This is a genomic window from Blastocatellia bacterium (genome assembly GCA_025055075.1).
GTDB lineage: Bacteria > Acidobacteriota > Blastocatellia > HR10 > HR10 > HR10.
The window spans coordinates 1-12872 of the sequence record JANWYV010000052.1 but is presented as its reverse complement, the minus strand read 5'-3'; the positions used below and the strand labels follow the sequence as shown (position 1 = coordinate 12872).

Here is a 12872-nt window from a genome sequence, read left to right as displayed (position 1 = left end):
GGGTGTACCGCTGATCGATACGCACGTCGCTCAGGGTTTGATAGGGTTGATCCAGGGATTGCGGTTGCTCGGCGCCGACGTCGTCGTTGTGGGGGTGTGGTTCAACGCGCCACCGGCCGAAGTCTTCATGGGAGACGTCGGCAGCCTGTCGCTCGGTGGCTCGATTGGAACGGTCGCCGTGATGGTCAAGCAAGAACTCTTGCTCCTGCTGATCGGGGGGATTTTTGTGTTGGAAGCGCTCTCGGTGATGGCGCAGGTCTTTTACTTCAAGCTCACGCGGCGGATCACTGGGCGCGGACGTCGGCTGCTGAAGATGGCGCCGCTGCATCATCATTTCGAGCTGATTGGGTGGAAGGAGCCGAAGATCGTGTTTCGGTTCCTGATCATCGCGATTTTGTTCGCGCTCTTGAGCCTTTCGACGTTGAAGTTGCGATGAACGTCGCGGGTCGGACCATCGTGGTCATAGGACTGGGTGAGAGCGGCATGGCCGCCAGCGCCTTCCTCGCGCGTCGTGGCGCGCGCGTCATCGCGACGGATGTGAAGCGAGAAGAAGACTTCGGGCGCGCGAAGGAGGCGCTGGAAGCCCTGCGAGCGGCGGGCGTTCGCGTGGTGCTCGGCACTCATCCGCCGGAGCTGCTGCGCACGGCCGATGCGATCATCTTGAGTCCGGGCGTGCCCCCTACGCTCGCGGTCCTTGACGAAGCGCGTCGAGCGGGCGTGCCGATCCTCAGCGAGGTGGAATTGGCCGCTCGATTCCTCAAGGGGATCCTGATCGGCATCACTGGGACCAACGGGAAGACGACCGTGACGGCTTGGATCGGCGATCTGCTCGCGCGTTGCGGCTATTGCGCGCACGTGGGGGGGAATATCGGTCGCGCGCTCATCCGCCTCGTCGAGGAGGTGCACGATGCTCATTGCTTCCTCGTCGCCGAATTGAGCAGCTTCCAGTTGGAGCTGACGGAGACGCTCCATCCACGCGTCGCCGTCGTGACGAACATCGCTCCGGATCACCTGGATCGCCACGGATCCTTGGAGGCGTATATCGCCGCCAAGCGCCGCATCTTCCGCCATCAAACCGAAGCGGATTGGGCCGTGCTGAATGCCGATGATCCGACGGTGCGCGCCATGGCGGACGCCACGCGCGCGCGCGTGCTTTTCTTCAGCCGTCGAGCGGATCGAGATCTGGCGGCCTGCGGCGTCTTCCTCCGAGACGATCGCCTCGTCCTTCGATGGGGGGGAGAAGAGCGAGAACTCGCGCGCCGCGCCGACGTTCCGCTGCGCGGAGCTCACAATGTCGAGAACGCGTTGGCGGTGCTCGCGGCGACGCTCGCTGGAGCGAGTCTCTTGCGCGCCCCGGAAGGGTCCGCGCTTCTGGCTTTGGCAGAAGCCCTGCCTCTGCGCGAAGCCCTGCGGGCGTTCCCCGGCGTCGAACATCGTTTGGAATGGGTCGCGCGGATCGAAGGAGTGGACTATTTCAACGACTCGAAAGCGACCAACGTCGCTTCGACGCTCACGGCCCTCGAGGCACTCGAAGGACCGATCGTCCTCATCCTTGGTGGGCGCGACAAAGGTGATGACTTCACGCGCCTGCGTCCATTGGTGGCCGAGAAGGTCGCGCACGTCCTGGTCCTCGGGGAAGCGGCCGAGAAGATTCGCGCGGCGCTCGAGGACACTGCTCCTGTGACGCGCTGCGCGACGTTGGAAGAGGCTGTGCGAACGGCGCGACGTCTCGCTCCGGCCGGAGGCATCGTGCTGCTCTCTCCGGCGTGTGCGAGCTTCGATATGTTCGAGAACTTCGAGCATCGAGGGCGCGTCTTCAAAGAGGCGGTGCGCCGCTTGCAGAGCGAGGAGGTCGTCCCGAAGGAGAGGAGAAACGCATGCTGAGGGGACGGACACAACGTCGGACGTCGTGGCGAGCGCCTCACGATCTCGCGCTCAGATGGGGAGAGGCCGAGCACACGCCCCATCGCGAGATGGCGCGGATCGGTGACAAGGTGCTCTTCACGTTGGCCATTGCGCTCGCCCTCTTGGGCGTCGTGATGGTCTACAGCGCTTCGGCCGTGCTCGCCGCCGAACGCTATGGGACGCAATATCATTTCCTCGCGCGACAAGCCGTCTGGGTGATGCTCGCGCTCGCCGTCATGGTCGTGACGATGCGCGTGGATTATCACCTCTATCAGCATCCGCGGCTCGTGGCCCTGTTGGTGGGGGGAGCGTTCCTGCTGCTTGTGGCGGTTTTCTTCTTCCCGGCGGTCAATGGAGCGCACCGATGGATTCGGTGGGGATCGCTCTCGTTCCAGCCTTCGGAATTGGCGCGGTTCGCGCTCATCGTCTTTCTGGCCGCGCATTTGGATCGGCGGATCCCGGCCGGCATCAAACGGTTTCGACTGACGTTTCTGCCGTGCGCACTGGTCACGGGGGCGATGATGGTCCTCATCTTGCTGGAGCCGGACTTGGGCATGGCCTTCTCGCTCGGGCTCATCCTCTTGGTGATGTTCTTCATCGTGCGCGTGCCCTTCCGTCATCAAGTGGCGCTCGGCATCGGTGCGCTCCCAATGCTCGCGTGGCTCACCATCCACGTGGATTGGCGATGGGAACGCATCTTGGCGTATCTGGATCCATGGCAGGATCCGCGCGGCAGTGGGTTTCAAGCCATTCAATCACTCATCGCGCTCGGCAGCGGGGGGATCACGGGCGTGGGATTCGCACAAGGGAAGCAGAAGCTCTTCTTTCTGCCGGAGCCGCACACGGATTTCATCTTCGCCCACATCGGAGAAGAGTTGGGACTGATGGGGACGGGCCTTTTGGTCGTGGCCTTCGGCGTTTTTCTCTGGCGCGGCATGCGCATCGCGTGGCATGCGCCCGATACGTTCGGGACGCTGCTTGGCGCGGGGATCGTCACGGCGATCCTCATGCAGGCGCTGTTTCACATGAGCGTAGCCGTAGGGCTCTTCCCAGTGAAAGGGACGCCGCTCCCGCTCATCAGCTATGGGGGATCGTCGCTCGTGATCACGATGGCGGAGATCGGCGTGTTGCTCAACATCGCGCAACAGGCGAGGCCAGACGATGTGTAAGATTCTCATCGCCGCCAGTGGGACGGGCGGGCATCTCTTCCCCGGGCTCGCCATCGCCGACGCTTTTCGGCGACGCGATCCGACGGCAGAGGTGATCTTCGTGGGGACGGCTCGGGGACTTGAAGCGACGCTCATCCCGCGCGCGGGATTCGAGCTGGAGCACATCGAGGTCGCCGGATTGAAGCGCGTGGGATGGCGACAAGCGCTGGCGACGTTGCTGTGGCGCGTGCCGAAAAGCCTGTGGCAATCCTGGCGCATCGTGCGACGACGGCGTCCGGACATCGTCATCGGCATTGGGGGGTATACGTCTGGTCCTATCGTCCTCGTGGCGGCGCTCTTCGGGATCCCGACGCTCATCCTCGAACCGAACGCGTATCCGGGATTCACCAATCGCGTATTGGCGCCATGGGTGCGCGCGGCGGCGGTGGCCTTCCCCGAAGCCGCGTCGTTTTTCGGCGCGAAAGCGCGCGTGACGGGCAATCCCGTTCGAGCGGAGTTCCTCGCGCTGCCCGATGTGGCGCGAGAGCGTCGGGCGCGCAGCTCGGAGCGCCATTTGCTCATCTTCGGTGGCAGCCAAGGATCGCGCGCGCTCAACGAGCGGATGGTAGAAGCCTTGCCGCGACTCTTCGCGAGCCTTCGGGAGCAGAGATCGACGCTCGTGGTGACGGCGACGCATCAGACGGGCGAGCGGGATGTCGCTTGGGTTCGCGCGGCGTATGAGCGAGCCGGCATGCGCGATCATGTCACCGTCGTGCCGTTCATCGAGCGGATGGCCGAGGAGATGGCGCGCGCCGATCTGGTCATCTGTCGAGCAGGCGCGACGACCCTCGCCGAACTGGCGGCGGCCGGAAAGCCTGCGATCCTGATCCCCCTGCCGACGGCGGCCGACGATCATCAACGGAAGAACGCGCAAGCGCTGGAACGGGCGGGCGCCGCCCGCTGTCTCCTTCAGGAGGAAGCGACTCCCGATCGGTTGGCCGCGATGATCCGCGAGCTTTTGGACGATCCGGCGCGCTTGGACGAGATGGCCGAGCGCGCGCGTCAGCGCGCACGCCCGGAGGCAGCCGAAGCGATCGTCGCGCTCGCTCTCGACCTTATGCGCGCACAGGATGCGTCGTGTCAGCGCCGTCATTTCGAAACACCGACGCACGTGGAGGGAGAGGGATGTTGAGACGCGTTCGGACGATCCATCTGGTGGGCATTGGTGGAGCTGGCATGAGCGGTATCGCCGAACTGTTGCTCAATCTGGGGTATCGCGTCTCCGGCTCGGATCTGCGTCCCTCTCCGATCCTCGAGCGCTTGCAACGACTCGGCGCGCGCATCGTCATCGGCCATCGCCCGGAGAATATCGGCGAGGCGGATGTCGTCGTCTTCTCCACAGCCGTGCGCCCAGAGAATCCCGAATTGGTAGCCGCTCGCGAGCGACAAATCCCCGTCATCCCCCGCGCGGAAATGCTCGCCGAGCTGATGCGCTTGAAGTACAGCATCGCCGTCGCCGGATCGCATGGGAAGACGACGACGACCTCGATGATCGCCACCGTGCTCGCCCATGCGGGATGGGATCCGACGATCGTCGTCGGCGGACGACTTCGCGCCATCGACAGTCATGCGAAGCTCGGCAGCGGCGACTTCATGGTCGTCGAAGCCGATGAGAGCGATCGATCGTTCCTGAAGCTCTCGCCCACGTTCGCCGTCATCACCAATATTGATCGCGAGCATCTGGATCACTACGCCGATCTGGCGGAGCTGCGCGAGGCTTTCGTCGAATTCGCCAATCGCGTGCCATTCTACGGTTCGGTCATCGTGTGCTTGGACGACGAGAACGTTCAGGCGATCCTGCCGCACATCACGCGCAAAGTGATCACGTACGGTCTTTCCGCCCAATGCGAGATCTCGGCCATTGAGATCGAGACGCCCGATTGCTTCCACGCGACGTTCACGGTGCGACGAAAGGGAGAGGCCATGGGGCGCATTCGGCTGAGCGTCTCAGGACACCACAATGTGTGCAACGCGCTGGCCGCATGCGCGGTGGGACTCGATCTGGAGATCCCGTTTGAAACGATCGCGGCCGCGCTCGAGGACTTCCGCGGAGTGGATCGCCGATTCCAGGTCAAAGGAGAGGCCGCGGGGGTTCTCATCGTGGACGATTATGGGCATCATCCGACGGAGATCAAAGCGACGTTGACGACGGCGCGGTTGTGCGGGCGGCGCGTGGTCGTTCTCTTCCAACCGCATCGTTACACGCGAACGCATCTTTTGCTGGACGACTTCGCGCGCGCCTTCTACGAGGCCGACGTCGTGCTCGTCACGGACATTTACGCGGCGAGTGAGGAACCGATCGAGGGCGTGACGGCGGAGCGACTCGTCGAGCGGCTTCGGGAGTTCGGTCATCGGAACGCGCAATACGTGGGAGATCTGGACGCGGCGATCGAAGCGACGCTCGCGGTCTTACGCCCAGGCGATCTTCTGTTGACGCTCGGTGCTGGGAGTGTCACGCAGGCGGCCGACCGGATTCTGACCGTCCTTCACGATGTTTCCGAGCGCACGTCGGAGACCACGCACAAGGGAGGGTGACATGCTCACGCACGTGAATCAGGCCGTTGCCCCGCGACCGCGTCGGGCGCGGGATCGGCGCGCGCGTTCGGCGCGCATGGTGGAGACCGTCGTCCGCGAATCCAATCGAAGAGCGGAGCGCCTTCGACTGCGGAACGCCTTGCGGATCGCTCTTCGGATCTTCGTTCCGATTTTGGGATTTGGCGCGCTCATCCTCGCCGCGCGCGCCCTGGGACCAACAGCGGCTTTTGAGCCGAGGACGCTGCGGATCACGGGCAACGTCCGCGTTCCCATTCAAGAGATCGAGGCGATCGTCCGGCGGGCGACAAGCCGCGGCCTTCTCCGCACCGACCTCCACACCCTGCGCGAGGACCTTCGGCAGCACCCCCTCATCAAGGATGCGGAGATCATACGCGTCCTGCCCGACGAACTGCGGGTGCGGATCATCGAGCGCACGCCCGTCGCGCTGGTCGCGCGACATCGCGGAACACCCGTTTGCGTGGACGAGGAGGGGATGGTCATTGGGGATTTCCATTTGCTCGGTCTGCAGACGCTCCCGCTACTAGTGGGATGGAATGAGGAGGAATCGGAGCTGGCGGCGGCCGAGAATCGGCAGCGCGTGGCGCTCTATCGGCAACTTCAGCAGGAATTGAGTGCGCCCGAGCCGAGTTATTGGGATCGGGTGGATCAGGTGAATCTCCGGGATCTGAAGAACGTGACGGTGAATCTCACGGAGAGTCCGATGACCTGGATTCACCTGGGCGATCGAGACTTTCGGCGACGGTTCGAGTTGAGCCTGCAGATCCTGAGCGCCGTGAAGAAGCAAGATGCCGCAGAGCTGCGGCGCCTGGGCGTAGCGCCCACGGCGGAATTGCTACAGGAAGATGTGACGATCAGCTACATTGACGTCTCGCAACCCTCGCGCGTCGTGGTTCGATTGCCCGAACCGGCGCGAGCGCGCGAGGCAGCCACTGCTCCCGTTCACCGACCATCGCGAGCGAAACTCCAACCGACACGAGCGAGGTGACCTATGGCCAGACAGGAGACGCACGTCGTTGGACTCGACATCGGTACCACGCGGACGACGGCCGTCATCGCCGAGGTCAACGATGATGGCCGATTGGAGATCATGGGAGTCGGAACGGCGGAGTCCCGCGGGCTTCGCAAAGGCGTCATCGTGAATCCCGATGCAGCGGCGGAACCGATCCGGCGCGCGGTCGAGGAGGCCGAGCGCATGTCCGGCCTCATCGCTGAATCGGTTCATGTGAGCATGTCGGGAACGCTGTTGCGCGGACTCAACAATCGAGGGGTCATCGCCATCACGAACGCCGATCGGCGGATCACGCGCGCCGACATCAAGCGCGTGATCGAGACGGCCTGCGTCGTCACGCTCCCGGGCGGACATGAGATCATCGACGTCCAACCGCAGGAGTACATCATTGACGGCCAGGATGGCATCAGCGATCCCCTCGATATGTTGGGCACGCGCTTAGAAGTGGCTGTGCACATCATCACCGGTCCCATCACGGTGCGGCAGAACATCATCAGCGCGGTGAATCGCGCCGGTCTGTTGGTGGCCGATATCGTGTTGGAGCCGGTCGCAGCGGCTGAGGCCACGCTCACCGATGACGAACGCGAGTACGGATCGGCGGTCATCAATATCGGGGGCGAGACGACGAGTCTCGCCATCTACCAACGCGGCGCCGTGCAACACACGGCGATCTTCCCCTTCGGGGGATCCCATTTCACCAACGACATCGCTTTCGGTCTGCGCACGCCGATTCCCGAGGCCGAGCGCATCAAGCGGACGTACGGATGCGTCCTGCCGGCGCTCGCCGCCGAGAGCGATGAGACGATCGAAGTGCCCAGCGTCGGTCGGCGCCCACCGCGTGCGCTCTCGCGGCAGCTCTTGTGCGAGATCCTGCAACCGCGCGCCGAAGAGATCCTCGGCTACGTCAACGAGGAGATCAAGCGCGCCGGATTCGAGCGCGAGCTGTCCAGCGGGATCATTCTGACTGGCGGCGGCGCGCTGCTGCAGGGTTTGACCGATTTGGCCGAGCAGATTTTCGATCATCCCACGCGCCTGGGATATCCCCTGGGCGTGACCGGGCTCTCGGAGGAGACCAACAGTCCACTGTACACGACAGCGATCGGCCTGGTGATGATCGCTCATCGAGGACGTCTGGGACGGTATTACCGCACGACGTCAGCATCGGGAGCGATCTCGCGCACGGCCGCGCGCGTTCGGAGCTGGCTGGCGAATTTCTTCTGAATCCAAAGACCGGAGAGAATACGCACAAGGAGGGGAGACGATGCAAGCGGAGATCAAAGATTTCATGAGCAGCTTGAGGATTGATTTCGCTGAGGAAGCCGCCAATGGGGCCGTGATCAAAGTCATCGGCGTCGGAGGCAGCGGGGGGAACGCCATCAACCACATGATCGAGGCGGGCATCGAGGGCGTGCAGTTCATCGCGGCGAACACTGATCTGCAAGCTCTGAAGATGTCCAAAGCCCCGATCAAGATTCAGCTCGGCGCCAAGTTGACCAAAGGATTGGGCGCCGGCGCGAATCCCGAAGTGGGTCGACAGGCGGCCCTGGAAGACACGGAGAAGATCCTAGAGATCATCGAAGGCGCCGATATGGTCTTCGTCACGGCCGGATTGGGAGGAGGGACGGGGACCGGCGCAGCCCCGATCATCGCGAGCCTCGCCGTTGAGGTGGGGGCGCTCACGGTGGCCGTCGTCACCAAGCCCTTCCACTTCGAAGGCCGCCAGCGAATGGCCGTCGCTGAACAGGGCTTGCGGGAATTACGCGAGTGTGTGGACACGCTCATCACCATCCCCAATGAGCGTCTCCTGAGCATCGTGGATCGCAACTTCACTCTCCTGGAAGCCTTCAAGCTCGCCGATGAAGTGCTGCGTCAGGCCGTACAGGGGATCTCCGACTTGATCACCATCCCCGGGCTCATCAACCTCGACTTCGCCGATGTGAAGACGATCATGAGCGGCATGGGACGCGCCCTGATGGGCACCGGGTATGGGACGGGAGAGAACAAAGCTCTCGATGCGGCCAAGCGCGCTATCTCCAGCCCGCTTCTGGAAGAGGCGTCAATCCAAGGCGCCCGCGGCGTGCTCATCAACGTGACCGGTGGTCCAGACATCACGCTGCATGAGGTCAATCAGTCCATCACGCTGATCCGCGAGGCCGCTCACGAGGACGCGAACATCCTCTTCGGCGCCGTGATTGATGAGAACATGCGCAACGAGATCAAGATCACGGTCATCGCCACCGGCTTCGATCGCGAAGCGGAAGCTTCAACTTCCGCCGATATCCGAGGGGTAGCGACCCGACCGTCAGGACCGGGATTCTCTCCCCCGCTGCCGGAGACCGGGATACCGACGCGCTCGCATCAGGATCTGGACGTGCCGGCCTTCCTTAGAAAGCGAGCCGATTGAGGTCGAGGGCGTACCACGCGGATGCGATCGCGGTTCCGCTTGCAACGTCTGAGAGACCGCCCCGATGTGGCGGCCGAGCGAAAGCGTCGGTCCTCACGGGGCGTTCCTCTCCCAATCCCGACCATTCGCTCAAGGAGAGGAATTCGCGCAATCGCTCCATCGGATATGCGCGCACGCCCGCCAGGATCGTCCACGTCGTCCGCTCGACGAAGGCTTCCTCGGCCGCGCGTTCATCCATCGGCAGATCGATCCGCTGCAGCTTCTGAACGAAACGCACCACGTGGACCAGCTCGTGCGTGAGGACATACAGGAGTAAGGCGCTAAGATCGAGCGGGCGAGGAAGCGCGCGCGCGACTTCCAGCAGCCGATGATCCTGCAAACAAATGCGGTACAGTTCATACTGCTGCAGGACGTAAGACCCGACGCGCCGCACAAATTCGTAGCACATCACGTGCGCGAGCGCCTCATGGCTCACTTCCTCCGGTCGCAGGTCGCGCAGTGTCTTCACTTCGTAGTGAATGCGTTCGCTTTCTCGCTCCGAGAGCGCGTAAAAGCGCCACACGAGGCGCTCGGCTCGGCGCCGCTCCTGTTCAAGAGCCCTCAAGTGTTCGGCCTGAAACACCTGGCGCATCCGACGTTCATTATATCATGCGACCGCCGACTTCTCCTCACTGGGCGCCCGGAGCGCTCAGCTCATCAAGCTCGATCCCACTTGCTGGGAGGACCTCCCGAGCCGAGAGGGGACGCGCGAAGCGGACATCCGTCGTCATGATGAACCCCACCGAGGAACGCGCTGTGAGACTCCCATGCGTACTGCGCAAGCGGACGAACCAATCGAAACGCCGACTGCCGAAATAATACCCGTCCTGCAAACTCAACAGCAGATCGGCCGGATTCTCCACCTGGCGTTCTGCCATTGCGTCGTAGAGCCGACGCACGGCGTCGGGATAGACATGGTCGACCGTAGCCTCGAAGAGCACCGCTTGAGAGATGAAGCCATCGGGATACGCCTTCCCTTCCTCGCGCAACTTCTCCCAGATGGGAAGAAGCTGCAGCGGATCCCCGCGCACGACGTCGTACTGAAATGCCTTGCGGACCGGATCGAACCGAAGGCGCGCCCGCCCGCGTTGGCCTTCGACGATGACCACCGGCACACCTGCAGATCGCTCGCGAAAGACGCAGAAGTCCACGCCCGGAACTGCTCGCACGACGCGACACACCTCCTCCACGATCTCCGGACGCATGTAGAGCGCCACAGCTCCGATCAGCCCATACCCGGGGATCACCACGCTCCGCTCATCCCGCACGCGCTCCTCTACGCGATATCCGGCCGCCCGCAAAGCATCCTCCACAGCCACCCGCTCGACGACCGTGAGCGTATTCCCGTGATCCGAGAGGAGCGTGATCGCCAGCGCGCCGCGATTCTCCAGGAGAAGCTCGCGCACGACCTGCTCGACGGCGAGCAGATGTCGTCGCGCTTGCTCGGGCGAGCGCACGTGAAACAACACGTCGGCTGTCGAGAGATGCGCGATGAAGACGCGCTTTGATGACGCGCGGAATCGCGCGCGCAGGCGAGCCAAGTCATCGAAGAAGGCCTTCTCGGGGAAGAGATATGCCGGTCCCCGCAGAATGCCCGGAAAGGCGTAGTCGAGCCGATCATGATACGGCAGGTCTTGCCGGAACGTGACGCGAACGCCACCACTCACGCGATTCGCCCGCCGATCGAAGTAGCGATTCTCGTATCCGGGCGAAGGCGGCGCATGAAGCAGCGCCGAAAGCGCGACGTCCGAATCGGCCGGAAATGGACTGATCACGCGCTCCGGAGGAAGGAACTCCCGGAAATGCCCCTTCCGCCAGAGCGCTTCCATGATCTCGAAAGGCACGCCATCGAGACAAATCACCAAATGCCGGGCCGATGCCCGCATCGGCGTCATGACAACGCGATCCGCGCGCCATACTACCGGCGTTGGGCGCGTGGCTTCCCACACCACTTCCCCTCCTCGAAGAAAGCGCAGCCGATCGGCGCGCCCGTCACCATCCTCATCGTGAAGGACCACGCGTTCCCCTTCTCCCGCTCGATATTCCCAGATGTCCACGACCCCATCCTGATTGCGATCCCGCGCCGCTAGAAGATGGAGACGCGGCGACAACGGCTTCCCCCACTGGGAAACCTGAATCGCCACGCCCAAGACAAGCAGCGAGGCCCCTACTAATACTCCTGCCCCAACGGCCTTCTTCATAACCGCACCACGTTGGGACGCCGTCCGAGATCTCGCGTCGCGTTCCGAAGGTCCACGACTAAAGGAGCATGTTCGACGATGAACGAATAGTCGAAGGCCGAATGATCGGTCACGATCACCGCCCCATCAGAAGTCGCCAGCGTTTCAGCCGTCATCGGCACGCTCTGAAAGACGCGCGTCCCGATCTCCACGCGCTCGACGTGCGGATCCGAATACGCCACGTCCGCTCCGCGCCGCAGCAATTCCTCCATGATCGTCACCGCTGGCGACTCCCGCACATCGCCCACATCCCGCTTGTACGCAACGCCCAAGATGAGGAGGCGAGCCCCTTTGACCGGCTTCCCCCGAACGTTGAGCGCCTCCACGATCAGATCCACGGCATGATATGGCATGAACCGATTGATCTCCTCCGCCACACCAATGAGCCGAGGCTCGAATCCGTGCCGCCGAGACTTCCACACGAGGTACCCCGGATTCACCGGAAGGCATGCCCCGCCGATCCCCGGTCCCGGAGAAAACGGCATGAATCCAAAAGGTTTGGTCGCCGCCGCCTCAATGACTTCCCACACGTCTATGTCCAGCGCCCGACAGATGAGAGCGAATTCGTTGACGAGCGCGATGTTGACCGCTCGAAACGTGTTCTCCAAGAGCTTGGCCATCTCGGCCACTCGCGCCGAGGAGACGACGTGCACTGTCGGAATGATTTGCTGATAGGCCAGCGCCGCCAAATGCGCGCTCTGTGGGCTCGCCCCACCAACGAGCTTCGGGATATCCCGAAGCCGATAGCGACGGTTCCCCGGATCAATGCGCTCGGGGGAGAAAGCCAAATAGAAATCGCGATCCAGCTCCAATCCCGTCGCCTGCAGCCACGGCAGCACCACATCTTCTGTCGTCCCCGGATACGTTGTGCTCTCCAACACCACGAGCGTCCCCGGATGCAGATGTTGGCGAACCGTCTCCACGGCCTGTTTGATGTAGGACATATCCGGCTCTCGGGATTTGCTCATCGGTGTCGGCACGCAGATGAAGATCAAATCCGCCTCATCGAGCACGCTCGCGCTCACGGTCGCGCGCAACCGTTCGCTCCGTACGAGCGGCTCCAGCTCTTCCGAAGAGACATCGGTCACATAGCTCTCCCCGCGCTCAAGACGCGCGATGCGCTGCGCATCAATATCCACTCCCGTTACGGGGAATCCGGCTCGCGCGAATTCCACTGCCAGCGGCAATCCCACATGCCCCAATCCCAGAACGACCACGTGCGCTCGATGCTCTACAATCCGCGTTTCCAACTCTGCGTGCGCTCCCTGACGCATGGGCACTCTCTCCCGCGTGTCCGACTCATGAACCGAAGCGCTTCATTATACCACCTTGCCGTGTCAGTGTCGCAGGGCGATGTCGCACAAGGCCTCCGCTCGCACTCCTCCTTTTGCCGGAGGCCAAAATACTCCATTTAACCGATTGACACATCACCACTTCTTCATCGGAAAATAGGGTTAAATTCTGCCGGGAGGGATGGGCGATGAACGATAGGAACGAGGCATTTGCGAGAA

General features: G+C 63.0%; 11 protein-coding genes. 8 read left to right on the top strand and 3 right to left on the bottom strand.

Annotated features, from left to right (window positions below; genetic code table 11):
• From NZ746_11685 to ftsZ, 8 genes are all read left to right on the top strand, one after another.
• A partial coding sequence (locus NZ746_11685; GenBank protein MCS6818015.1) for a hypothetical protein occupies positions 1-436 on the top strand: 436 nt, incomplete at its 5' end.
• Entirely contained in the window at positions 433-1884 is a 1452-nt protein-coding gene (murD, locus tag NZ746_11680; GenBank protein ID MCS6818014.1) for a UDP-N-acetylmuramoyl-L-alanine--D-glutamate ligase, read from the top strand. The genes NZ746_11685 and murD, both read left to right, overlap by 4 nt.
• Positions 1878-3074: a putative lipid II flippase FtsW gene (gene ftsW / locus NZ746_11675; GenBank protein MCS6818013.1), complete on the top strand. Its 1197-nt coding sequence runs from the start codon at positions 1878-1880 to the stop codon at positions 3072-3074. The genes murD and ftsW overlap by 7 nt, the downstream gene beginning before the upstream one ends.
• Entirely contained in the window at positions 3067-4245 is a 1179-nt protein-coding gene (murG, locus tag NZ746_11670) for an undecaprenyldiphospho-muramoylpentapeptide beta-N-acetylglucosaminyltransferase (GenBank protein MCS6818012.1), read from the top strand. Before ftsW ends, murG begins: the two co-directional genes overlap by 8 nt.
• Positions 4239-5648, top strand: coding sequence for a UDP-N-acetylmuramate--L-alanine ligase (murC, locus tag NZ746_11665; protein ID MCS6818011.1), 1410 nt, complete (start codon positions 4239-4241; stop codon positions 5646-5648). The genes murG and murC overlap by 7 nt, the downstream gene beginning before the upstream one ends.
• Position 5649: 1 nt before the next feature.
• Positions 5650-6654 carry an FtsQ-type POTRA domain-containing protein gene (locus NZ746_11660; GenBank protein MCS6818010.1) on the top strand — a complete coding sequence of 335 codons (1005 nt, stop codon included), beginning with the start codon at positions 5650-5652 and terminating at the stop codon, positions 6652-6654.
• Between the two features lie 3 nt (positions 6655-6657).
• Positions 6658-7899, top strand: coding sequence for a cell division protein FtsA (ftsA, locus tag NZ746_11655; GenBank protein ID MCS6818009.1), 1242 nt, complete (start codon positions 6658-6660; stop codon positions 7897-7899).
• 64 nt (positions 7900-7963) lie between these two features.
• Complete coding sequence (gene ftsZ, locus NZ746_11650) at positions 7964-9082, top strand: cell division protein FtsZ (GenBank protein MCS6818008.1); 1119 nt, start codon at positions 7964-7966, stop codon at positions 9080-9082.
• Here ftsZ and NZ746_11645 read toward each other — a convergent pair.
• Genes NZ746_11645 through NZ746_11635 form a run of 3 tightly spaced genes read right to left on the bottom strand, consistent with a single transcriptional unit; the run spans position 9063 to position 12635 of the window.
• Positions 9063-9713: a hypothetical protein gene (locus NZ746_11645; protein ID MCS6818007.1), complete on the bottom strand. Its 651-nt coding sequence runs from the start codon at positions 9711-9713 to the stop codon at positions 9063-9065. The genes ftsZ and NZ746_11645 overlap by 20 nt on opposite strands.
• 37 nt (positions 9714-9750) lie before the next feature.
• Positions 9751-11322 (bottom strand): hypothetical protein, encoded by a 1572-nt coding sequence (locus NZ746_11640; GenBank protein MCS6818006.1) that lies wholly within the window; start codon positions 11320-11322, stop codon positions 9751-9753.
• Positions 11319-12635 (bottom strand): nucleotide sugar dehydrogenase, encoded by a 1317-nt coding sequence (locus NZ746_11635; protein MCS6818005.1) that lies wholly within the window; start codon positions 12633-12635, stop codon positions 11319-11321. Before NZ746_11635 ends, NZ746_11640 begins: the two co-directional genes overlap by 4 nt.
• Positions 12636-12872 lie beyond the last annotated feature (237 nt).

What these genes read in the sequence shown, in the direction of transcription:
- NZ746_11640 (MCS6818006.1), bottom strand. Translation starts at nt 11,322, where the DNA reads ATGAAGAAGGCCGTTGGGGCAGGAGTATTAGTAGGGGCCTCGCTGCTT.
- murG (MCS6818012.1), top strand. Translation starts at nt 3,067, where the DNA reads ATGTGTAAGATTCTCATCGCCGCCAGTGGGACGGGCGGGCATCTCTTC.
- ftsA (MCS6818009.1), top strand. Translation starts at nt 6,658, where the DNA reads ATGGCCAGACAGGAGACGCACGTCGTTGGACTCGACATCGGTACCACG.
- NZ746_11660 (MCS6818010.1), top strand. Translation starts at nt 5,650, where the DNA reads ATGCTCACGCACGTGAATCAGGCCGTTGCCCCGCGACCGCGTCGGGCG.
- NZ746_11645 (MCS6818007.1), bottom strand. Translation starts at nt 9,713, where the DNA reads ATGCGCCAGGTGTTTCAGGCCGAACACTTGAGGGCTCTTGAACAGGAG.
- ftsW (MCS6818013.1), top strand. Translation starts at nt 1,878, where the DNA reads ATGCTGAGGGGACGGACACAACGTCGGACGTCGTGGCGAGCGCCTCAC.
- ftsZ (MCS6818008.1), top strand. Translation starts at nt 7,964, where the DNA reads ATGAGCAGCTTGAGGATTGATTTCGCTGAGGAAGCCGCCAATGGGGCC.
- murD (MCS6818014.1), top strand. Translation starts at nt 433, where the DNA reads ATGAACGTCGCGGGTCGGACCATCGTGGTCATAGGACTGGGTGAGAGC.
- murC (MCS6818011.1), top strand. Translation starts at nt 4,239, where the DNA reads ATGTTGAGACGCGTTCGGACGATCCATCTGGTGGGCATTGGTGGAGCT.
- NZ746_11635 (MCS6818005.1), bottom strand. Translation starts at nt 12,635, where the DNA reads ATGCGTCAGGGAGCGCACGCAGAGTTGGAAACGCGGATTGTAGAGCAT.